This is a genomic window from Marinobacter koreensis (genome assembly GCF_023156285.1).
In the GTDB taxonomy this organism is placed as follows: domain Bacteria; phylum Pseudomonadota; class Gammaproteobacteria; order Pseudomonadales; family Oleiphilaceae; genus Marinobacter; species Marinobacter koreensis.
Window position 1 is genome coordinate 240541 of sequence record NZ_JAKZAJ010000002.1, and the last position, 21816, is coordinate 262356.

The 21816-nt window shown below is 60.4% G+C and carries 18 protein-coding genes; 12 read left to right on the top strand and 6 right to left on the bottom strand.

The genetic code is table 11. From position 1 onward, the window contains the following. Nucleotides 1–5: 5 nt before the first annotated feature. From MLD04_RS06220 to MLD04_RS06230, 3 genes are all read left to right on the top strand, one after another. Nucleotides 6–1103, top strand: a complete 1098-nt coding sequence (locus tag MLD04_RS06220; RefSeq protein ID WP_248155833.1) for a GGDEF domain-containing protein — start codon at nt 6–8, stop codon at nt 1101–1103. Nucleotides 1104–1173: 70 nt separating this feature from the next. Next, nucleotides 1174–1620, top strand: a complete 447-nt coding sequence (locus MLD04_RS06225; RefSeq protein WP_248155834.1) for a flavodoxin — start codon at nt 1174–1176, stop codon at nt 1618–1620. Between the two features lie 126 nt (nt 1621–1746). Next, entirely contained in the window at nt 1747–4260 is a 2514-nt protein-coding gene (locus MLD04_RS06230; protein WP_248155836.1) for an EAL domain-containing protein, read from the top strand. On the opposite strand, the gene tesB is transcribed toward MLD04_RS06230, so the two are convergent. From tesB to MLD04_RS06245, 3 genes are all read right to left on the bottom strand, one after another. After that, nucleotides 4257–5114, bottom strand: coding sequence for an acyl-CoA thioesterase II (gene tesB, locus MLD04_RS06235; RefSeq protein ID WP_248155838.1), 858 nt, complete (start codon nt 5112–5114; stop codon nt 4257–4259). The genes MLD04_RS06230 and tesB overlap by 4 nt on opposite strands. Nucleotides 5115–5207: 93 nt before the next feature. Next, entirely contained in the window at nt 5208–6362 is a 1155-nt protein-coding gene (locus tag MLD04_RS06240; RefSeq protein WP_248155840.1) for an NAD(P)/FAD-dependent oxidoreductase, read from the bottom strand. An 18-nt stretch (nt 6363–6380) separates the two neighbouring features. Next, on the bottom strand, nt 6381–6548 hold the full coding sequence (locus tag MLD04_RS06245) for a rubredoxin (RefSeq protein ID WP_008173532.1): 168 nt from the start codon (nt 6546–6548) through the stop codon (nt 6381–6383). A gap of 289 nt (nt 6549–6837) precedes the next feature. Here MLD04_RS06245 and MLD04_RS06250 point away from each other — a divergent pair, with 289 nt between their 5' ends. The 5 genes from MLD04_RS06250 to phoR all read left to right on the top strand — a co-directional run bounded on the left by MLD04_RS06250 (nt 6838) and on the right by phoR (nt 11058). After that, complete coding sequence (locus MLD04_RS06250) at nt 6838–7395, top strand: hypoxanthine-guanine phosphoribosyltransferase (protein WP_248155842.1); 558 nt, start codon at nt 6838–6840, stop codon at nt 7393–7395. After that, nucleotides 7376–7921: a chorismate--pyruvate lyase family protein gene (locus tag MLD04_RS06255; RefSeq protein ID WP_248155843.1), complete on the top strand. Its 546-nt coding sequence runs from the start codon at nt 7376–7378 to the stop codon at nt 7919–7921. Before MLD04_RS06250 ends, MLD04_RS06255 begins: the two co-directional genes overlap by 20 nt. A 103-nt stretch (nt 7922–8024) precedes the next feature. Beyond that, complete coding sequence (ubiA, locus tag MLD04_RS06260; protein WP_248155845.1) at nt 8025–8912, top strand: 4-hydroxybenzoate octaprenyltransferase; 888 nt, start codon at nt 8025–8027, stop codon at nt 8910–8912. A gap of 76 nt (nt 8913–8988) precedes the next feature. After that, nucleotides 8989–9681 carry a phosphate regulon transcriptional regulator PhoB gene (phoB, locus tag MLD04_RS06265; RefSeq protein WP_248155847.1) on the top strand — a complete coding sequence of 231 codons (693 nt, stop codon included), beginning with the start codon at nt 8989–8991 and terminating at the stop codon, nt 9679–9681. 51 nt (nt 9682–9732) lie between these two features. Further along, complete coding sequence (gene phoR / locus MLD04_RS06270) at nt 9733–11058, top strand: phosphate regulon sensor histidine kinase PhoR (protein WP_248155849.1); 1326 nt, start codon at nt 9733–9735, stop codon at nt 11056–11058. A gap of 19 nt (nt 11059–11077) precedes the next feature. On the opposite strand, the gene MLD04_RS06275 is transcribed toward phoR, so the two are convergent. Next, nucleotides 11078–11959 carry a response regulator gene (locus MLD04_RS06275; RefSeq protein WP_248155851.1) on the bottom strand — a complete coding sequence of 294 codons (882 nt, stop codon included), beginning with the start codon at nt 11957–11959 and terminating at the stop codon, nt 11078–11080. A gap of 230 nt (nt 11960–12189) precedes the next feature. Here MLD04_RS06275 and MLD04_RS06280 point away from each other — a divergent pair, with 230 nt between their 5' ends. Beyond that, a complete protein-coding gene (locus tag MLD04_RS06280; RefSeq protein WP_379883135.1) occupies nt 12190–13422 on the top strand; it encodes a lytic murein transglycosylase in 1233 nt (410 codons plus the stop codon). A 5-nt stretch (nt 13423–13427) separates the two neighbouring features. After that, on the top strand, nt 13428–14120 hold the full coding sequence (locus MLD04_RS06285) for a pseudouridine synthase (protein ID WP_248155854.1): 693 nt from the start codon (nt 13428–13430) through the stop codon (nt 14118–14120). Nucleotides 14121–14136: 16 nt separating this feature from the next. Here the strand turns inward: MLD04_RS06285 and MLD04_RS06290 are convergent, their stop codons facing one another. Then, complete coding sequence (locus tag MLD04_RS06290) at nt 14137–14616, bottom strand: asparaginase domain-containing protein (protein ID WP_248155856.1); 480 nt, start codon at nt 14614–14616, stop codon at nt 14137–14139. 236 nt (nt 14617–14852) lie between these two features. Here MLD04_RS06290 and MLD04_RS06295 point away from each other — a divergent pair, with 236 nt between their 5' ends. Further along, the gene (locus MLD04_RS06295; RefSeq protein ID WP_248155858.1) at nt 14853–17459 is read left to right on the top strand and encodes an EAL domain-containing protein; all 2607 of its coding nucleotides are present in this window, start codon (nt 14853–14855) and stop codon (nt 17457–17459) included. Here the strand turns inward: MLD04_RS06295 and ilvD are convergent. Next, nucleotides 17456–19132: a dihydroxy-acid dehydratase gene (ilvD, locus tag MLD04_RS06300; protein ID WP_248155860.1), complete on the bottom strand. Its 1677-nt coding sequence runs from the start codon at nt 19130–19132 to the stop codon at nt 17456–17458. The genes MLD04_RS06295 and ilvD overlap by 4 nt on opposite strands. Nucleotides 19133–19353: 221 nt before the next feature. Here ilvD and MLD04_RS06305 point away from each other — a divergent pair, with 221 nt between their 5' ends. After that, nucleotides 19354–21780 (top strand): phosphoketolase family protein, encoded by a 2427-nt coding sequence (locus MLD04_RS06305; RefSeq protein ID WP_248155863.1) that lies wholly within the window; start codon nt 19354–19356, stop codon nt 21778–21780. The last annotated feature ends 36 nt before the right edge of the window (nt 21781–21816 follow it).

The window sequence follows — 21816 nt, forward strand, 5'->3', positions numbered from 1 at the left end:
CCCCCATGACAGACCCTCTTTCAGCAAGCCATGAAGCAGCCGGTGCCCGCGAGGACGCCCAGGTCGCCGGGTTACTGAACTGGCTGTCCGGGGCAGCGATCCTGTCCCTGTCCGGCATTGGCACCAAAGCCTGGTTTGCCGGACATACGCTTCACGCCTGGGTACTCTGGACCTTTGCGGTCCTGGTCGGGCTGACCATCCTCCAGTTTGCACTGACCCGGAACCAGCCCCGCCAGAAAGGCAGCCTCATTGTTATTGCCGCCCTCCTGTTCATGTATCTCGTAGCCTCCGGGGGTGAGAGCAATACCGGCCCACTCTGGTTCTATGTGTTTCCGCCGCTGCTGTTCTTCCTGACCGATCTGAAAACCGGCACCGCGGTCCTCCTGATGTGCTGCCTGGTTGCCGCCATCGTCTTCGAGTTTCCCCAGCTGCCGTTTGTCGGCGCCCATTACAGCTACGACTTCAAGATCCGCTTCTTCGCGACTCTCGCGTTCGAATCCATTTTCTGCTTCATCCTGGAAGCGGGCCGACTGAAAGCACGGAACGAACTGGTGGAGCTGGCAGCAACCCACGAGCACGCCGCCAGGACCGACGAACTGACCGGGCTGGCCAACCGGCGCGATATGCAACAGCGGCTGGCCGAGGAATTTTCCCGCTACCAGCGATCGGGACATCACTTCTCCGTCGTGCTGATTGACCTGGACCTGTTCAAGAAAATCAACGACGTCTTTGGTCACGACGCCGGCGATGCGGTGCTACGACAGTTTTCAGAGGTCCTTTCAGAGGTCGTCCGAAAAACCGATTCCGCCGCCCGTTGGGGGGGCGAGGAATTCCTGCTGCTGTTGCCCAACACTTCCCTGCTCCAGGCATTGACGCTTGCCGAGCGGCTTCGGCAGAAGGTTGCATCGACCTCCTTCGCGTTCAGGGACCAGACGTTGCCGGTGACCCTCAGCGCCGGGGTCTGCTCGATTGCCAACTCGGCCACGCTGGCAGACCTGCTGAAGCAGGTGGACCTGCATCTTTACAACGCCAAACAGGCGGGCCGCAACCGGATCGCACCGCGGGTTCGTCAGAGCGAGGACGGGGAGACCGCGTCGACTTGAGTCGATGAAGGGCCATCGCTATGATCGGGCGCCCGACCCTTCACGCAAACCGACCATCTCAGGACCCAAGATGACCGCGATCCGAATTCTTGTTGGCACCGTTTACGGCGGCGCCCTGCTCACAGCCCGGGAAATCAAGAAGGCGCTGGAGACCGAGGGACACCGGGTGACTGTGCTCGAACAGCCTCAGCTGGAGGACATCACGAACAACGATGATCCCCTGCTCGTATGCACATCAACCACCGGCCAGGGTGAGATCCCACCCAACCTCCTGCCGTTCTATGCCAACCTCCGTGATCAGCTTCCACAACAGCCCGGACGACCGTTCGGGATGATCGTGCTCGGCGACAGCTCCTATGGCGACACCTACTGCGGCGCCGGAGAGCTGATGGAGGAAGCCCTGTATGAAACCGCTGCCCGCAAAGTGGGCGAGACCCTGCGCATCGATGCCATGGAAGTGCTTGAACCCGAGGCCGAAGCCGTCCCCTGGGCGCGGGACTGGGTCACAACTCTGTAAACTGCCTGGCAGTAGCAGCGCCGGCACTTGAGCCAATCCGGGGTTATGGCCATACTCGACAGAAAACGACAACAAAACCGACCGTCCGTGACTCCGATACGCTGGCTTCAAACACTGATCGTTCTGATGATCTCTGTCCTGGCGGTGCCCTGCCAGGGCGCCGAGGGACCGTTCGTGCCCGAAGTAACGTTCCTGAGAGTGACACCAGAAAGCAACCTGAGTCTGGACCAGGCGATCCAGGAGCCGGGCTGGCAGCCACTGTCGGATCGCAGCCCGAATTTCGGCTACATCAATGATCCAATATGGCTGAGTTTCCGCATTCCGCCCGATCCGAAGATCAACGTCCTGGAGATCGGCTACAGCCATCTGGACCATATCCGGTTCTTTCTCCTAAGGGACGGTAAGATCGTGGACCGGATGGTCTCCGGTGACCGGCTGCCCTTTTCCGAACGCCCGATCCAGTACCGCAACTTCCTGTTTCCGTTCGAACATGACGACAGCGCCGATTACCGGATTGTGCTGGAGATCCGGAGCAAGGGAGCCATGCAGGTGCCCCTGCAACTGTGGAACAGCCAGGCCTTCTTCGAGAACGCGTTCCGTGAAGATCTGGCCCACGCGGTCTACTACGGCATCCTGATCACCGTCATCTTTTTCAACGTCTTTATCTTTTTCGCCCTGCGTGAACCCATCTACCTGCTCTACGTCCTGTCGACACTGGGTTACCTCAGCATCATTGCCTGCCTGAACGGCGTGGCCTACCAGCTTTTCTGGCCGGCCTCCCCGGACATCCAGAACCAGGCCATGCTGGTCAGCATTCCGTTTACCATGATCGCCACCCTCTGGTTCTCCAGTACCTTCCTGGAACTTCGCACACGCAGCCCTGCCATCATGCAGGCTATTGGATGGCTGATCGCCGTGAATGCGGTCGCCGCTGGAGCCACCTTCGTCATCGACTACAACACGGCCATCCGACTGGTGGTGGCACTGGCCATTCCCTGCTGTCTGCTGCTGACGTTCCTTGGCCCCCAGCAATGGCTTCGCGGCAACCGCCAGGCGGTCTACTACACCCTGGCCTGGGGTGCGCTGACGCTGGGCAGCGCCATCACGGCGATGAACAAATATGGGTTGTTGCCGAACACCGTTGTAACGGTTTATGGCATCGAGATGGGGTCGGCACTGCAGGCGGTCCTTCTGGCGCTGGCACTGGCCGTTCGAATCTACCGGGAACGACAGGACAAGGTACTCGCACAATCAGCAGAATTGCGGGCGCTGGAAGCCAGACGTTCCGTGGAACACCGCCTGATGGAACAGGCCCTGCACCACCCGCTGACCGGACTGCCCAACCGGGGCAGCTTCGAAATGACACTCAGCGACCTGATCAGCCGTGAACCGGACCGGCGCTATGGCATCGCGGTGATCCATCTCGAAAACCTGGACTCGGTGACCAAAACGCTGGGTCACCGCAATACCGATCGGATCCTGGAACTGGCATCCCGGGCCTATCACGCCATCATGCGCGACGTGCCCGGAGTCCTGCCAATTGAACAGACCGAAAGGCACGTGTACTACCTGGCGTCACTGGACCCGCAATCCTTTGCCCTGATCACCGATGCCAGTCGCTCCGAAGCCATGCCCAAATCCGTGGTGCGCTGCCTGGAGCAACTTCGGCGCCCCATCGATTACCTGGGCATGCAGGTCCCCCTGGACCCCCGGATCGGCGTGGCGATCTTTCCCGAGCACGGCGACGATGCCAACACCCTGGTCCGGCGAGCCATCATTGCCGAAGGATCCGACCGGGCCCGCGATCGGGGCATGGCCTATTACAAGCCTTCCCGGGATGCCTACAGCGCCGAGCGGCTGACCCTGGTGTCCGAACTCCGTCACGCGCTGGAAAACAACGAACTGGCGCTGTACCTGCAGCCCAAACAGTCCCTGCATGACAACACCATCGTCGGCATGGAAGCACTGATCCGCTGGCCCGATCGCAAGGATCGGATCCGGCCGGATGAAATCGTACTCCTGGCGGAGCAGACCGGGCTCATAAAACCGCTGACCCGATGGGTTCTCGAGGAGGCCCTGTCCCTGCGTAGCCGCCTCCTGGACCAGGGCTGGGAACTGGATCTGTCGGTCAACATCTCGCCCAATAACCTGCGGGAGGCGGACTTCTCCCTCTATGTCCAGCGCCTGATGCAGAGTTATCACTCCCACCAGGGCGCGGTAACCTTCGAGGTGACCGAAACGTCGATGATGCTTGATCCGACAAACGCCCTGGAAGCATTGAACGCCCTGGATGGCGCCGGCATACGGGTGTCCATAGATGACTTCGGCTCAGGCTACTCATCCCTCTCCTATATCAAGCAGCTGCCCGCCGGCGAAATCAAGATCGACCAGTCCCTGATCCGCGATCTGGCTACTCAGAGCGACGACCGGGTTATCGTGCAGACCACCATCGACATGTGCCATTCCCTGGGGTATGAGGTGGTGGCAGAGGGTGTTGAAAACGAGGAAGTGGCAGACCAGCTCAGGGGCATGGGGTGCGACATGATTCAGGGCTATCTGCTCACCCCGCCGCTGCCGTTTGCCGAGTTCATGGATTGGCTGGGTGAGCGCGAACCGGGGCGCGCCCACAACCTCGGTTAGGAGCGCTGGCGGATCAGAGCTTCCTGAGTGGTTGAGGCCACCAGGACGCCCTCACGATTGTAGAAGTTGCCGCGATTGAATCCCCGACCGCCTGAGGCACTGGGGCTGTCCTTGTCGTACAACAGCCACTCATCCATCCGGAAATCACGATGGAACCAGATGGCATGATCGAGACTGGCCACCTGCAGCTTCTTGCTCATGAAGGTCACGCCATGGGGGTTCATGGCGGTACTGAGGAAGTGAAAATCGGAGGCGTAGGTCAGCAGGCACCGATGCAACACCGGATCATCCGGAAGGGGGCCCTGTGCGCGGAACCAGCTTTGCTTGTGGGGCGACCGTTTTTCCGGGTGCAGAGGATGAATCGGATTCACGGGCCGGATTTCGATCGGGCGCTCCCGGGTCAGGTTGTCCCTGAGCTTCTCGGGCATCTGCTCCGCCAGCTTCTTACCCAATGCCTTCTCGGATTCGAGGGCTTCCGGCTCGGGTGCGTCGGGCATGTCGAACTGGTGATCAAACCCCTGTTCATCCACCTGGAATGACATTGAACCGGTCAGGATCTCCTTGCCATCCTGGCGGGCAATCACCCGGCGCACTGAAAAACTGCCCCCATCCCTGACCCGCTGGACTTCGTAGTCAATGGGCATACTGTGATTGCCCGGGCGCAGGAAATAGGCATGGAGTGAGTGGCAGAGCCGGTCTTCCACGGTCCGGCTGGCGGCCATCAGGGCCTGTCCAAGGACCTGGCCTCCAAAGACGTTCGGGAACCCGAGGTCCTCGCTGTCACCCTGAAAGTGATCGTCGCCGATGGGAGACAGGTCCAGTAACTCGACCAGCCTTTTTGTGACATCTAGCATGCCTGCTCCTGTTAACTAATTAGCTCACGAATGGGTTTTCTACCCCAAGCGGGCCGTTTTAGCAACGAAAAGCAGGCAACGGACTCCCGGACACTAGCCGTGCAGGGGAGGCACTTCCTTCGCCAGAGACTGCTTCTCGATCGCAAACTGGCCCGTCACCGCAAAGCCCAGTATCTCGCCGGATGCATTCTTGAACAGCGCCCGGACACTGGTGCCATCAGACTCCACTTCCCAGTCACCGTCCGCATCATCCGGCGGCGGGCAAACGGCCGTCGGACAGCAGGGTGTTTTGATCATCACCGGCATGGTGCCATAGCGCACCTCCGTCCGCTCGCCTTTGAGGGTCTTTGCCAGCGCCCGGGCACAGGCCATTAACGGCAGAACATACAGCAGAACGTGACCATCAACTTCGGCACAGTCGCCGAGCGCATACACGTCCGGCACCGACGTTTCCAGTGCCCGGTTCACCTGTATGCCACGACCGACGTCCAGACCAGCCTGCCTGGCCAGTTCGATCCTCGGACGCAGACCGACGGCAGAAATCACGAGGTCGGCATCGACGGTTTCGCCGCTGGCCAGCGCCAGACGAACGCCCTCCCCGTGATGATCGATACGGTCAACCACGGTTTCGAGATGGAACCGGACACCGAGATTTTCCAGTTCCTTCTGCACTGCATTCGCGGCCGGCTCCGGCAGTAATCCGGGCATCACCACGTCTGACGGTGCAATGACATCCACCTCATAGTCTCCGTTGCGGAGATCGTTGGCAAACTCACAGCCAATCAGGCCGGCGCCCATGATGGCCACTCTGCGACCGCCCTCAAGGGCCTGACGAAAGGCCCGATAGTCCATCAGGTCGTTGATGGAGAAAACACGATCCTGGCCATCGCCCTCGATGGACAGGCGGATGACATCCGCGCCCCAGGCCAGAACCAGTTTCGAGTAGGCCAGACGCTCGTCTCCCAGAATCAGCTCATGGGCCGCGTGATCAATACCGGTCACGGTGCTGTATGTCTTGAGCTGAACACCCAGCTGTTCCGCCATCGACTCGGTGGACGCCTGTGCCAGACCATCGGCGTCCTTGCCCTTGGTGAAACCGGTGGACAGCATGGGCTTGGAATAACTGACGCCATCGTCGGCGGTCACCATGATCACCGGCGTTTCTTTATCCTGTTTCCGGAACTCCCGGGCCAGGGAGTAACCGGAGAGACCGGTACCGACGATCACGACGGGGGCTTGCTCAGACATACGTTTAACTCCGCTTTATTAGCCGATCTCGATCATTTCAAAATCTTCCTTGCCCACCCCGCAGTCGGGGCAAACCCAGTCTTCGGGGACATCTTCCCACTTGGTACCTGGCTCGATGCCGTCTTCCGGCCACCCTTCCGCTTCGTCGTAAATAAGCCCGCATACAACGCACTGCCACTTCTTCATGGGTTCTCTCCTGATTATTGGATCTGGCGCATATTAATTGTCAGACAATCATGCACGCAAGTTTTTTCATCAATGTCGCAGCCGACTTGCAGGGTTGCAGGTCCGCCAGCCAATACTTGCTGCGACCATGATACCGGCGGCCCGGCCGTTCACCAATGCCAGTATGGACGCCCCTCGGGGAGGTTTTCTGCCAATAGCCACAAATACAGATATGCCCCACAACCCCAGCCCCTCCCTTCAGGCCACCCACTTCGGTATAATCGCCCGTTTTAGACAGGACCCGACCGTTATGAACGATATCGTCGCCGAAATGAATCAGGTTATGGCCGAAGCCGACTGTCTGGTTAATGAGCAGCAGGTGCAGGCCGCCATAGGGTCACTGGCTGACGACATTTCCGCCCGTCTGAAAGACAGCAACCCGCTGGTTTTCTGCGTCATGAACGGCGGACTGATTCTGACCGGCCAGTTACTGCCCCGGCTCGCCTTTCCGGTTCAGGCCGAATACCTGCATGCAACCCGGTACCGCCAGGAAACCACCGGTGGCATCCTTGAGTGGAAACTGCAACCCGAAGCCGACATGAACGACCGCACGGTACTGATCGTCGACGACATCCTCGATGAAGGCACCACACTCTGCGCCATTGCCGACTATTGCCGCGCCCACGGTGCCAGCAACGTACTGACGGCGGTCCTGGTCGACAAGCAACACGACCGAAAGGCACGGCCGGGCCTGAAAGCCGACTTTACCGGCCTGGAAGTTGAAGACCGCTTCCTGTTCGGGTACGGCATGGACTACAAGGGCTACTGGCGCAACGCTCCGGGAATCTATGCCGTCAAGGGACTGTGAGCCGGTTTTGAGCATCCCTCCTACCCGTTGGTATCGATCGCTCGCCTCTGCCGGATTGCGTGAACCGTCCGTTCATGGCCCCGCAAGGTACTGGTTGAAGGTCGAGGGATCTTTTACCCGGGCGATCCAGCGAGAATGCCACAACGCCTTCCATGTCGAGGTCCGGCACGAAGGGTTCGCACAACCGACACTGGAAGAAGCGCGCCGGCTGAAGATTCCCCTCCGGCAGAAAGCCTGGATTCGGGAGGTCCGCCTGTGCGGCGACGGCCACCCCTGGGTGCTCGCTCGCACCATCATTCCCCTGAACTGTCTTTCTGGCCGCAATCGCGTGCTTCTGAACCTGGGCAACAAGCCGCTGGGAGCCTACCTGTTCAGCAGCCCCCAATGGCGGCGTGGCCCGCTGGAAACCGGCATCTGTGAGCCGCAGGGGCCGGGGCAACCGCGACTGGCCCGCCGCTCCGCCTTTCATCACGGTGAGTGCTCATTGCTGGTAGGCGAATACCTCCTGCCCATCCTCTACCGTTAACATTGCCAGCCTTCCTCCGCCGAGCGCTTTAATACCGCCAGAGCCACTGGCTATAATCAGCGCAGTATTTCCACTCAATACAATCAATCACCGGATGCGCACCATGTTCCTGAATGCCATGCCCGATCACGTCCAGAGCCGCCTGACTGACTACGCCCGGTTACTGCGCATTGATCGCCCGATCGGCTCACTGCTGCTGCTATGGCCGACCTACTGGGCACTCTGGCTGGCCGGCGATGGCCAACCCTCCATTGGCAACATTGTCATCTTCACCCTTGGGGTTTTCTTCATGCGTGCCGCCGGCTGCGCCATCAACGACTTTGCCGACCGGGACTGGGACAAGCATGTCAAACGAACCCAGGACCGCCCACTGACGGCGGGTCGCATCGAACCCTGGGAGGCGGTTGCGCTGTTTCTGGGCCTGTGCGTTGCCTCCTTCCTGATGGTCGTCCTGTTTACCAACACACTGACGTTCTACCTGTCGTTTGGCGGTCTGGTGCTGGCCTTTATCTATCCGTTCATGAAACGGTACACCCACCTGCCCCAGCTGTTTCTCGGCGCCGCGTTCTCCTGGGCCATCCCCATGGCCTGGGCCGCGCAGGCCGGAGAACTGAGCCAGCTGACCTGGCTCCTGTTCACCGCCAATGTGCTCTGGACCGTAGCCTACGACACGCTCTATGCGATGGTAGACCGGGATGACGATCTGAAAGTGGGCATCAAATCCACCGCCATTCTGTTCGGCGATGCGGACCGCGCCATCATCGGTATGCTTCAGGGACTGGTAATACTGATACTGGTGATGGTCGGCGCCCGCGCCGATCTCGGAACCTTCTTCTATCTCGGCGTGTCCACGATGGCCGGTCTCTTTGTCTATCATCAGTACCTGGCGCGCAATCGGGAACGAGCGGGCTGTTTCAAGGCCTTCCTGAACAACAACTGGGCCGGCTTTGCGGTCTTCGTGGGCCTGGTTCTCGACCTTTTGGTTCGGTGAGACTGTCATATACTTGTCATACTTGGACGTTGTAATAAGGCAGCAACAAATCAAGGTCTGACACAGGTTCTCGCTCATGAATGGAAAAACTGTCCTGATCGTCGATGACGAGGCGCCCATCCGGGAGATGATCGCAGTGGCGCTGGAAATGGCGGATTACGACTATCTGGAGGCAGAGGATGCCCGGGAAGCTCACGCACTGATCGTGGACAAGCAACCCGACCTGGTGCTGCTCGACTGGATGCTGCCGGGTACCAGCGGTGTGGAACTCGCCCGTCGCCTGAAAAAGGACGAAGCCACCGCCGATATCCCCATCATCATGCTGACCGCCAAGGTCGAGGAAGACAACAAGATCCAGGGCCTGGAGGTAGGTGCCGACGACTACATCACCAAGCCGTTCAGTCCTCGCGAACTCGTGGCCCGCCTGAAGGCCGTACTTCGCCGCGCCACCCCACCAGGCGTCGATTCCCCGATCGAAGTGGAGGGGCTGACCCTTGACCCGGTTGGCCATCGCGTCACCACGGCAGAGGGCGCCATCAATATGGGACCAACCGAGTACCGGTTACTGCAGTTCTTCATGACGCACCAGGAACGGGTATATACTCGCTCCCAGCTTCTGGACCAGGTCTGGGGCGGCAACGTTTATGTGGAAGAACGAACAGTGGACGTCCATATCCGGCGACTGCGGAAGGCCCTGGGCGACCAGTACGATCACCTGATCCAGACCGTACGGGGCACGGGTTACCGATTCTCCACCAGAGCCGCTTAAGCATTTCCGGCCATAGGGCATCCGGCCGGCATCACAACAAGGCAGCTTTCGATGCAAGACAACTGGTCACGCTACCTGCGGATGATCATCGGCGGGCTCGCTGGTACGACACTGGTGGGCCTGTATTTTGGTGAGCCGCTTTACGGCCTGGTCGTCGGGCTCACCATTTACCTCTGGCTGACCCTGATCCAGGCCCGTCGCCTGCATCACTGGCTGACCCATCCCAGTGCCACTGACGAGGCACCCAAGAGCGTCGGATTCTGGGGGAGTATTTTCGACAACCTCCACAAGCTGCATCAGAATCACCTTCGCACCCAGGATCGCCTCAGGGCCCAGATCAATCGGGTCCAGGAATCCACCAACGCCATGCGTGACGGCGTCATCATGACCGATTCCCGGGGCACCATGGAATGGTGGAACGGATCCGCCGAATACCTTCTTGGTTTCCGACGAAACACCGACCGCGGCCAATACATTCACAACCTGATCCGAAACCCTGCCTTCAAGAGCTATTTTGATTCCCGGGACTACCGTGAGCCACTGGAGATCCATTCACCGGCCAGGCCCCACATCCACCTCCAGATTCAGATCAGCCTCTTTGGTGACGACGACCGGCTCATCGTTGCCAAGGATGTGACGCGCCTGTATCAGCTCGAACAGATGCGCAGGGACTTTGTCGGAAACGTGTCACACGAGATGCGCACGCCCCTGACCGTGATCAGCGGATACCTTGAAACCCTGGTGGATCATTCCGATGAACTGCCGCCAAAATGGCGCAGAGCCATCCGGACCATGGCGGTCCAGTCGTCCAGGATGGAGGCCCTGATCACCGACCTGATACTGCTGTCACGCATTGAAACGGGCGAACAGACGGTGCACGACTCTCTCACCGACGTGGATCGACTGATCCAACAGATCTGTCAGGATGCCCGGGCACTCAGTGGCGACAAACAGCACGAATTCACGGTCAATGTGACCGATCATCGGCTCCTGAAAGGTGACGAAAGCCAGCTTCGCAGTGCGTTCTCAAACCTGGTGTTCAATGCCGTCAAATACACGCCCGCCGGCGGGCACATCACCATTTCCTGGACCACGAACCGGGAAGGCGCACATCTCTCGGTGAAAGACACCGGCATCGGGATCGATCCCGTTCACATTCCACGACTGACCGAACGGTTCTACCGGGCAGATCCGAGCCGCCACAAGGACACCGGCGGGACGGGTCTGGGCCTGGCCATCGTCAAACATGTCCTGCTGAACCACGATGGCAACCTGGAGATCCGCAGCCAAATCGGAGACGGCAGCGAGTTTATCTGCCACTTCCCGCGGGAGCGTCTGGTGGAGCGGGCCCCGGAAGCCACGGCAGACAAGAGATAACCGGTCAGCAAGCGAGCGACTAGCGATTGCCCGCCCGGAAACGTGCAACAAAGCGAGACAGGTCTTCGAGCTTTTTCGGATCCTCATCGACAAACCGGATCGTGACACTGACAAAATCCGTGTCCTGACGTTTGTCGACCGCCTGCAACTGGTGCACATAGCCGTTCAGTCGTGCCATCTGATCCTCGCCAACCTCAATATCAACCACCGCCTGGTCCAGAATTCCCGGAAACACCTGGTCCCGCTTAGCGATAACCCGCACTTCCGTCAGATTGATATCCTTGACCACGGACTTGAGTGTACTGTCGGCGAAACGGATGGACGCCAGACTCATGTTGGTCCTGGGCGAAGCCCGGCCGGTGCTGGCAGGTGCAGGAGCGACCTTTCCGGATTCGGCCTCCGGCGGGGCGGATACCGGCTGGCCCGGCGGTTCCCGTTTCTGGGTCAACAGGGTCGCCGATTCCTTGAAGGCATCGGCCGGACCGGCCATGGACTTACCACTGCCGTCCATCGCCTCTTTCAGCCGACGCCCCATCACCTTGATCACCTTCCGGCTCAGGCCGTCCGGACTGAAAGGCTTGCCCAGGTACTCCGATACCCCTTCCTTCACGGCTTCGATGACATGATCCTTGTCACCCCGACTGGTAATCATGATAAAGGGAACCTTGGCGTACTGCGGCTGCTGGCGCATCCACTGAAGCAATTCGAGCCCCGACATTTCCGGCATTTCCCAGTCGCACAGCACCAGGTCAAATGTGGTTCGTGACATCAAAGACTGGGCCCGGCGCCCGTTCTGGGCATCGGTCGTCTCGATCACAGGAAAACGCTGGCGCACGGTACGTTTGACCAGGTCCCGAACGAAGCTGGCGTCATCCACAACCAGCGCTTTCAACATTGCCATTGTTTCAAGCCTTCCACAGCACACGAGCGGTTATTGTTCGCTCAACTATAGAACAAAGCCCCGCCCATAGGACCCGCTCGCTACAAAAAAACGACAAACGGAATACCGGGGAACCCACCGATTAAACATTTGTCACCCTGTGACAATCCGTAGAGTGTTTTCACGCCGCGAAAACGCGCTACCATGTCCTCCGACACATTTTCATACCCTGACGGGATTTGAGGTATCGAGTGCGCACACCGCCTGCAAGGATCTTTCACCTGGCCCTGATTTTCACAGGTTTCACCGTTGCATTTTCCGGCCGCGTGGCTGCCGAGGCGGCGGCCCCCAGCAGCGACGACTTCGCTCAGTGCAAACAACGCCTTGAACAACGGGCCATTTCCGAGGGTGTCAGCCCCAAGACGGCCGACGATGTCATGACCAAGGCCCAATACCTGGCCCGGGTTATCGAGCTTGACCGGCGCCAGCCGGAGTTCACAACGACCTTTGCCGATTACCTCAACCGCAGGGTCAATGCCGACCGTGTCAGCAAGGGCCGGGAAATGCTCGATAAACACCGGGATCTGCTGGCAAGAGTCACCCGCGAAACCGGCGTGCCGGGCCCCTATCTGGTGGCGTTCTGGGGCCTTGAAACCAATTTTGGCAGTTATTTCGGAAAAATGTCCGTCCCCAGTTCCCTGACCACGCTGGCCTGTGATCCAAGACGCAGCGAATTTTTCAGCAAACAGCTGATCGCCGCCCTTCGCATCATTGATGAAGGCGCCATACCCGCGGACCAGATGGAAGGGTCCTGGGCCGGAGCGATGGGGCACGTGCAATTCATGCCAACGGTATTCCTCAAGCACGCGGTGGATGCCGACGGGGATGGCCGCAGAGACCTCTGGAACAGCCTCCCTGACGCCATGATGTCGGCAGGTCGCTTCCTTGAGTCCATGGGCTGGGATGGCGACTATCGGTGGGGACGGGAAGTGCTCCTGCCCAAAGACTTCGACTACGCCCTCTCAGACGGGCGGCGCCTGCCACTCGAGCAATGGCGCGCCATGGGCATCACTGACGCCTTCGGCAACAAGCTTGCCCATGAGCCCATCAAGGCCGCGCTGTTGGTGCCGGCCGGACACCGGGGCCCCGCGTTTCTGGTCTACCACAACTTCAAGGTGATCATGGGGTGGAACCAGTCGGAATTCTATGCGATCGCCGTCGGCTATCTTGCAGACCGTATCGCGGGCGCAGGGAAACTGCAGAATCCGCCACCGGAAGATGCCCCGGCCCTGTCCCGGCAGGCCGTCACTGAGCTCCAGAAAGCGTTGAGCGCCCGGGGATTCGATGCGGGCAAACCGGATGGCATTCTGGGCCCCTCCACTCGAGCCGCCATCCGCCAGTTCGAGGCGTCGGTCGGAATGGTCGCCGACGGCTATCCCGGCACGGATGTGCTGAGCCGACTCAAGGTGGATAACGAACGCTGACACCCATGCGACTGGACCAGTTCATTGCCCACTGCACGCCCCTGTCCAGGAAAGAGGCCAAACGGGCCATCGCCCGGGGCCGCGTAACGGTCCGGGGTCTCTCCTGCCGGGACGCTGGCGAGAAGATCACCGACGCCTGTCCGGTCTGCCTCGACGGTCAGGGCCTGCATCGCCCCGAAGAGCGCTACCTAATGCTGAACAAACCGGCGGGCGTGGTCAGCGCCACCACCGACGCCGACCATCCGACGGCTCTGGATCTCCTGCCGCACGAGCTCGTCCGGGACCTGCACATCGCCGGCCGGCTGGATCTCGATACCACCGGTCTGCTCCTGCTCACCACCGACGGTCAGTGGTCCCACCGCATAACATCTCCCCGGACGGATTGCCCGAAGGTCTATCAGGTGACCCTGGATACCCCACTATCCAACGAAGCTGAAAGACAACTGACCCGGGGTGTCCGGCTGAAATCCGAAGACAGGATTACCCGCCCCGCCGGTGTCAGGCGTTTGGGGGATCGCATTATCGAGCTGACCATCTCCGAGGGGCGCTATCATCAGGTCAAGCGGATGCTGGCGGCCGTCAGCAATCATGTGCAGGCGCTTCACCGGATCCAGGTTGGCAACATTCGGCTGGACCCCGGCCTGGAAACCGGGGAATTCCGCCCCCTGACACCAGAGGAAGTCGCCAGCGTCGGGTGACCATCCAACGCCTCGCTCAGGCTCGCTCGAAGCGCTGGGCCTCCCGATTCTTCCGAACCGCCCCTGCCTCGAATACTTCCCCGTTCATCGCAATGTAGACACCACTGGGCAGGTTCTGAACAGCGCCCCAGGCAAACCCCAGGTTGAATACCGCATCGGAAACCCGCATCCGCGCCGGCTGCATGGCGCCGAACAGGACAATAGTTTTATCGGAAACAGCGTCGAGCGCGTCGGCGGTTTCGGCCATGGTATCGGTACCGTGAGTGATCAGGATTCGTTGTCCCGGACACGAGCGAACCGCAGACACAATGCAATCCCGGTCTTCGGCGGTGAGATCCAGACTGTCCTTTCGGAGCAACTCGTGGATATGGAAACCATCCCGGATATTGGCCTCGGCCAGCATCTCCGACACCCGTGAAGCGCCGATCTCGAACTGACTGTTGGCGTCGAAATACACCTTGTCGATGGTGCCGCCGGTGGTAAAAATATCGATCATGTGAATGTTTTCTCGCAGCTGACCAGGCGCCCTGAGCGCCCCTTGATGATGACCAGACTATACCAGCCCCTCCGCCTTGCCGGCAGCCCAGGCGTCTCGGGCATCCGTTTCAAACAGAGAATGCAAAATACCTTTAAATGAAGTAAAATTTACGTAAATTCATAAGGTTACAAAAGGTAAAGGGATGTAAGCGAACGTAAAAGCTACTCCTCCCTTCCTCTCAGGATCTGTTCCGAATGGACTCGTCAGCCCCCAATCAAGCCGCTGCGCGCTTTCCCGGAACCCTGGCCAGACGGTTCTTTCTCCGCCTTCGGCCATGGTGGCCGTTGCTGCTACTTGCATCGAGTTTTGCCTACGGCATTCTCGTGGCGCTCTGGCAAACACCCACGCTCCTGAACCCGGCCGTCCCTGCCACCACGCCAACCCCACAGCCGGTGGTCACGCAGATCCTTCCGGAAACCGGTTACCGGCTTGAGACACTGGCATCGGTGCTGGCCAACCGGCGCTGGCAGGATGCCTCCGCCTGGCAACCGACGGACAACCGTCGCTCGGGTATTGGCTATCCGTATCAGCCGGCCACGTACCGGGTAACCCTGGCCAACCTCTCCGATGCGCCCGTCCAACGCAACCTGGTGCTCGACGCGCCCTATCTTGATCATGTGCAGCCTGCGCTGATTTCCCCGGATAACGACGTCCAGACACTGATCGCAATGGGTGACAGCTACCCCGACGGGCACCGGTTGATTGATCTGCCGACCTGGATGTGGCCCGTCACCCTGGCGCCGGGCCGCACCACGCTTCTGGTTGAAGTCCGCAACAATGGGCCCGTGCTCCTGCCCTTGAGCCTTGTGGCGTCCGCGATGCCCGACACCGGGGATATCGTGGCGCTGACCTGGAAGTCGTTCATTTCAGGGTTGCTGGTGTTCGCACTGATCCTGAACCTGAGTACCGTTATCCGGCTCCGTAAACCCGGCCTCGGATGGCTCAGCGTGTTCATGGCCGGCCTGATCCACAGCCAATTGGTCATGGATGGACTCGGGTTCTGGTTGCTGTGGCCCGAGCTGCCCGTTCTGAATACCCTGCTGGGTATCAGCTTGCCCCTGTGCCTGCTGGCCTTGTGCGAGTTCACGCCGCATTTCATCAGTGTCAGCAGGACCTCCGCCGCTGTCCTCAGACTGTTCAGTCTGCTGGCCGGTGCCCACCTGCTGGCCGCGCCCTTCGGCCTCAGACTGATCGGCCAGGATTCCCTGCTGGCGCTGGCGGCTCTTGGGGGTATTTTTATTCTCTCCCTGGTCGTTCGCTATCACCGTCGGGTCTATGACCGATACTTCGGGCTGTCGGTACTGTCGATTCTCATCGGCGTCGTCATTACCTCGTTGCGTACCATCGGTTGGCTGCCGGTCACGCCGCTGACCGACTCGGCCTTTTTCCTCGGCGCCGCTCTGGGATCGGTAATTCTGACCAGCGGAATGGGCAGGCTGCTCGTTGAGGAACGGAACCGCAGGCTGGGGTCCGATATCCAGGCCCGGCAGGAGCGCAAGCTGCGTGCACGCGTGGAGCAGGACATCGACCGGCTGATGAAAACGCACCGGGTAACCGGCAAACCCAACCGGCCGATGCTCGAGGAAACCCTGGACGGCATAAACAGCCAGGCTTCCCCCTACAGCGTCTGCATGATACGTCTGGCCCGGATCAACGAACTGGAACAGGCCCTGGGCTATCGCACCACAGAGGATCTGCTCAAACAGTACCTCCGGCGGCTGAACGGTTTTCTGAAACGGACGGTGGGCGATCGTCTGATCATGGTCAACGGTTTTGCAGTGTCCTCCCTGGACGCCGCCAACCATGCCTTCGCCTTTTATCGCAATGCGCCAGAGAGCGAGGACGACATTCTACTCAACGCCATTGTCGCCTGGCTGGGAACAAACTTCCGGGAAGGCCGCTTCTCGTTTTCCTGGGCCCCTTCGATAGGGCTGGCCCATGCCCCCCAGCATGGCAGCGACGCCTCCAGCATCCTCTCTTCTGCCGGCTTTGCCTCACTCGACGACAGCCGACCACTGACTACCTACGACCCCGCCGTCGCAGACTGGCAATACCGACAGCAGATTCTGATGCTGGAACTCGAGGCATCACTGCGCAGTGACGATATGTGGCTGGAATACCAGCCGAAGGTCTGCATCCGGGATGGACGCATCGCGTCTTTCGAGGCCCTGTTACGCTGGCACCACAGCGAGTTTGGCCGGGTATCCCCGGAGCAGTGGATCCCCGTTGCCGAGGAGGTGGGCCTGATCCCACTGGTTACTCAATGGGTACTGGAGCGCGCCTGTCGGGATTTCGCCAGACTCAGGGACCGGCACGGGCCGGACATTGCCGTTTCCATCAACGTCTCCGCAAAAGACCTGGCAAGGAAGTCATTCCCCGAGAGCGTCATCGAAACCACGGAGCGCCATGGGCTTCGTCCGGAAAACCTGATTCTTGAAATTACCGAAACCGCGGTCATGAACGATACCGAGTTGGCCCGCAACAGCCTTCTCTCCCTCAGCCAACGCGGCTTCAGGATTGCCCTGGATGATTTCGGCACCGGCCATTCATCGCTGGGCACGCTGGCCAGCTTTGAACTGGACGAACTCAAGATCGACCGCAGCTTTCTGATAGACATCATGACCTACCCACGACGCCAGAATATCCTGCGCGTGGCGCTGGACCTGGGCGAAACCCTCAACCTGGATGTGGTGGTCGAGGGAGTTGAGGACGAAGCTACCGCCGTCTGGCTCCAGCAATTCCCCGGACTCTATGGACAGGGGTATTACTGGGGCCGTCCGACGCGCCTGCCTGACGCCTAGAAGTCGTCGGTCACGGCCCCGCCGGACGCGGATCCGACGGTGTGGGCATACTTGGCCAGCACTCCCCGGCGAACCTTGGGAGCCGGTGGTTGCCAGGCCTTTCGGCGACGCTCAAGCTCCGCTTCTTCCACCGCCAGTTCCAACCGGTTGGCAACCGCATCGATCGTGATCCGATCACCGTCTTCCACCAGCGCAATCGGCCCGCCCTCGGCCGCCTCCGGAGTGATATGGCCAACCACGAATCCGTGGCTGCCGCCGGAGAACCGGCCATCAGTAATCAATGCCACATCGTTGCCAAGCCCTTTCCCCATAATGGCCGAGGTCGGGCTGAGCATTTCCCTCATACCCGGACCGCCCCTGGGCCCCTCGTAGCGGATCACGACCACATCTCCAGCCACTACGGTTCCGTCAAGGATTCGTGCCTGGGCTTCTTCCTCGGACTGAAAAACCCGGGCGCGCCCCTCGAAATAGGTTCCCTCTTTCCCGGTGATCTTGGCGACGGCACCGGTGGGTGCCAGGGAGCCATACAGAATGCGCAGGTGGCTGTCTGCCTTGATGGGATCATCGAAGGCATGAATGATGTCCTGCCCATCGGGATAGGGCGCGACATCGGCCAGATTCTCTGCCAGCGTCTGACCCGTAACGGTCAGGCAATCCCCGTTCAGAAGCCCTCGCTCCAGCAGCATTTTCATCAACGGCTGGATACCACCGATCGCCACCAGTTCGGACATCATGTAATGCCCGCTGGGGCGGAGATCCGCGAGCACGGGAACCCGCTTGCCAATCTCGGTAAAATCGTCAAGCGACAGTTCGACCCCCATGGTTCTGGCCATCGCCAGAAGGTGCAGGACGGCGTTGGTGGATCCGCCAAGGGCAATCACCACGGTGATGGCGTTTTCGAAAGCCGCGCGGGTCATGATGTCCGACGGCCGGATATTTCGGTCCAGCAGGTTCAGGACCGCCGCACCAGCTGCCCGTGAATCCTCGGCCTTCACCGAGGAAACGGCATTCTGAGCGGAACTGCCGGGCAGGCTCATGCCCATCGCTTCAATCGCGGAGGCCATGGTATTGGCGGTATACATACCACCGCAGGAACCAGGGCCCGGGATAGCGGTCTCCTCGATCTGTTTGACATCAATGAGGTCCAGATCACCCCGGGCATGGGCACCAATGGCCTCGAACACGGAGATAATATCGGTGTGGTTGGCTCCCGGCTGGATGGTACCGCCGTAGACGAACACCGATGGCCGATTCAACCGGGTAAGACCGATCATGCAGCCCGGCATGTTCTTGTCACAGCCTCCGATGGCTACGAGGCCGTCAAATCCTTCACACCCGGCGACGGTTTCCAGGGAATCGGCGATCACTTCCCGGGAGACCAGGGAGTACTTCATACCCTCCGTTCCGTTAGCAATCCCGTCCGACACGGTTATGGTATTGAAAATCAGCGACTTACCACCAGCCTCATCGGCCCCGCTCGCGGCTTCCTCGGCCAACTGATTGATGTGCATGTTACAGGGGGTCACGTTGCTCCAGGTCGAAGCAATGCCCACCTGGGGCTTGCGGAAATCTTCGTCCTGGAAGCCCACCGCACGAAGCATGGCCCGGCTGGCCGATTTGCCCACACCGTCCACCACGGGCGCAGAATATCGCCGGCGTGAATCTGCAGTCATTGCGTCTACCTCCTCATCACTCATCACTGGCCATTACCGTCATGGAGGGCCCTCTGCGCGACCTCCCGGCGACACGGTGACAGATCTGCCATTTGTCCACAAACATCGCACCGGTTCAGATGCACCGGAAATATGACTTTGCGAATGACCTGCATCAACCACCGTGGCTGCACCCGACCTTACAATCAATTCATAGCAGATATCAGCCACGGAGGCATGGGATGCCAACGCCCACACAGTCCAGCCTGACATCGACCATCGGTGAGCAATGCCCGGAATATCAGGTCTGGCGCAAGGGCTATGGCGTGATCAAACACAGCGAAGCCACCTGCCAGGCGGTCGTGGCGCTGGCTGATCGACTGGTTGAACAGGGTCTGCAACAGGACACCCGGACCGTCTATCGCAAGCTGGCGGCACTGGACCGTATCGCCAGCGCGGGACTCTGGCTTGTGGTGCACATGTCCTATACGAACCGGGTCAACCTCTCCGGTGCTCCGCTGACGCCACAGGATTTCAAGCCAACGCCCCGCGGCCATGCCGGCAGCGCCCTGAATATGGTTCCGGCCTACGCCGGTTATCTGGCGCTCAACGATCTGACCGGACGCACGCGCAGCTGGGTAATGGGTCAGGGACACTGCGTCGCGGCCATCGAGGCCATCAACGTCCTTACCGGCAACATCTTTCCGGAGCAACGCGAGCGCTACCAGAGTCCGGAAGGCCTGTCGCGGCTGGCCGCCGATTTCTACAGTTTCCGACAACGGCCCGACGGCTCGCTCGCAGCGCCCGCCGGCAGCCATGTCAGCGCCCAAACCGCCGGGGCGATACTGGAAGGCGGCTATCCCGGCCTCGCTGAACTTCAGTGCAGCCATATGCCACTTCCCGGTGAATCACTCGTTGCCTTCTTCTCCGATGGTGCCATTGATGGAGAGCGGGGCAGCGACTGGATTCCGCGCTGGTGGCGGGCCAGTGACTGCGGACTGGTTCTGCCTCTGCTGATCCTCAACGACAGGTGTGGCGAACCGGTCCGGGATCCGGAAACCGGGGAAGGTCTTGATGGGCTGGAAAGCGATCTGCGCTACCGGGGCTTCGCCCCGTTCCGGTTCGATGGCCGGGACCCGGCGGCGTATGTTTGCGCCCTCCTCCGCATGGAGTACGACCTCCAGGCCCTCAGCGACGCCGCGTCAAAGGGGCAGGTTCAGTACCCCATCGAGATGCCTTTTGGCCTGGCGCAGACTGTCCGGGGCTTCGGATTCTATGGCGCCGGAACCGAAATCGATCACGACCTCCCGTTACCCGGCAGTCCGCGGACCGATTCCCGAGCCCGGGATCTGTTCAATACCCATGCGGCGCCGTTGTGGGTCGATCCGGAGGAGTTGCGGGAATCGGTTCAGCAACTGAGCGGCCATGCCATGCAGAATCGTCCACTGGAAAGGGATCATCCGCTGGCAGGGCGCAACCCGTCGGATCCGGCTCTCCCGAGACTGTCATCATGCCGTGAGGCCCAGGCATCTCCCATGCACGCTGTGGATCATTTTTTCACCGCTCTGGCAAAGAACAATCCTCAACTTCGGGTTCGTATCGGCGACTCCGGGAACCTGTCAGAACACCGGCTGCCCGGCGTGCTGGACGAATTCCGGAAACGGGTCAGCCAACCCCGCAATCCGCACGAAGACGTCTACGGTGGCATTGTATCCGTCCGGAATGACGAAGCTGTCGCGTCCGCCTGCCTGGGCAACAAGGCCGGACTGAACCTGGTGGTGGGTGATGAGGCATTCTGCGTCAAGATACTGGGCATCCTGCGCCAGGAACTGACTTTCGCCCGCCAGCAGAAAGAAGCAGGCAGACCACCCCGGTGGCTTGGTCTGCCCGTGGTGGCAACCGCCCATACCTGGGAGAACCCCAACAACGCGATCTCCCAACAGGACACTACCTTCTGTGAGGCATTGCTGGGCGAGATGGGCGACGTGTCCCGTGTTCTGTTCCCCGCCGATTACAACAGTACCCTCGCCACACTCCCTTCCGTCTATACCGACCGGGGCCGCATCACCGGGCTGGTGGTACCCGCACAGGATCGTCCACGGGTCTTTGACGCCAGCGAAGCAGAGAGCCTTGCCCGTAACGGTGCGCTGGTGGTGGATGAAGATACCTGCGCCGGCGAACCGCTGTTGCTGATGGCAAGCGGTGCCTATCAGCTGTCCGAGGCGATCCGGGCCTGCGAACGACTGCGGGAAACCGGCACGCCCTTCCGCCTGGTCTACCTTCAGGAACCCGGCCGCTTCCGACAGCCCCGGGATGCCTTCGAGGCTCCGTTCTGTGCCTCGGAACTGGAAAGGGAGCGGCTTTTTCCACACCGCTTGAACTGCCGCGTGGCCCTGACCCACATGCGACCGGAAGTCTTCCGTGGCCATTTGCACCCGCTTTTCCCGTCCATGGAACGATCCCGGGTACTCGGCTTCATCAACCGTGGAGGCACGCTGAACCCGGCGGGCATGCTGTTCGCGAATCAAAGTTCCTGGGGACATGTGCTGGCCGCCTGTGCGGCGATCATGGAAAAACCGCCGGGCGAATGGTTATCGAGCGCGGAACTGGCTGCCGTCGAGGGTCGCGGGGATCCGACGGTCATCACCCGGGGCTTGCCCACCGCCTGAGGCAGACAACAGGCCCGGCCAATAAAAAGGGGAGCA

Bases quoted from the DNA above. Each gene is read 5' to 3' on its own strand.
- MLD04_RS06305 (WP_248155863.1), top strand. From the start codon at position 19,354: ATGCCAACGCCCACACAGTCCAGCCTGACATCGACCATCGGTGAGCAA.
- phoR (WP_248155849.1), top strand. From the start codon at position 9,733: ATGCAAGACAACTGGTCACGCTACCTGCGGATGATCATCGGCGGGCTC.
- MLD04_RS06230 (WP_248155836.1), top strand. From the start codon at position 1,747: ATGATCTCTGTCCTGGCGGTGCCCTGCCAGGGCGCCGAGGGACCGTTC.
- MLD04_RS06285 (WP_248155854.1), top strand. From the start codon at position 13,428: ATGCGACTGGACCAGTTCATTGCCCACTGCACGCCCCTGTCCAGGAAA.
- MLD04_RS06250 (WP_248155842.1), top strand. From the start codon at position 6,838: ATGAACGATATCGTCGCCGAAATGAATCAGGTTATGGCCGAAGCCGAC.
- MLD04_RS06240 (WP_248155840.1), bottom strand. From the start codon at position 6,362: ATGTCTGAGCAAGCCCCCGTCGTGATCGTCGGTACCGGTCTCTCCGGT.
- ubiA (WP_248155845.1), top strand. From the start codon at position 8,025: ATGTTCCTGAATGCCATGCCCGATCACGTCCAGAGCCGCCTGACTGAC.
- tesB (WP_248155838.1), bottom strand. From the start codon at position 5,114: ATGCTAGATGTCACAAAAAGGCTGGTCGAGTTACTGGACCTGTCTCCC.
- MLD04_RS06290 (WP_248155856.1), bottom strand. From the start codon at position 14,616: ATGATCGATATTTTTACCACCGGCGGCACCATCGACAAGGTGTATTTC.
- ilvD (WP_248155860.1), bottom strand. From the start codon at position 19,132: ATGACTGCAGATTCACGCCGGCGATATTCTGCGCCCGTGGTGGACGGT.
- phoB (WP_248155847.1), top strand. From the start codon at position 8,989: ATGAATGGAAAAACTGTCCTGATCGTCGATGACGAGGCGCCCATCCGG.
- MLD04_RS06245 (WP_008173532.1), bottom strand. From the start codon at position 6,548: ATGAAGAAGTGGCAGTGCGTTGTATGCGGGCTTATTTACGACGAAGCG.
- MLD04_RS06225 (WP_248155834.1), top strand. From the start codon at position 1,174: ATGACCGCGATCCGAATTCTTGTTGGCACCGTTTACGGCGGCGCCCTG.
- MLD04_RS06275 (WP_248155851.1), bottom strand. From the start codon at position 11,959: ATGGCAATGTTGAAAGCGCTGGTTGTGGATGACGCCAGCTTCGTTCGG.
- MLD04_RS06220 (WP_248155833.1), top strand. From the start codon at position 6: ATGACAGACCCTCTTTCAGCAAGCCATGAAGCAGCCGGTGCCCGCGAG.
- MLD04_RS06295 (WP_248155858.1), top strand. From the start codon at position 14,853: ATGGACTCGTCAGCCCCCAATCAAGCCGCTGCGCGCTTTCCCGGAACC.
- MLD04_RS06255 (WP_248155843.1), top strand. From the start codon at position 7,376: ATGCCGTCAAGGGACTGTGAGCCGGTTTTGAGCATCCCTCCTACCCGT.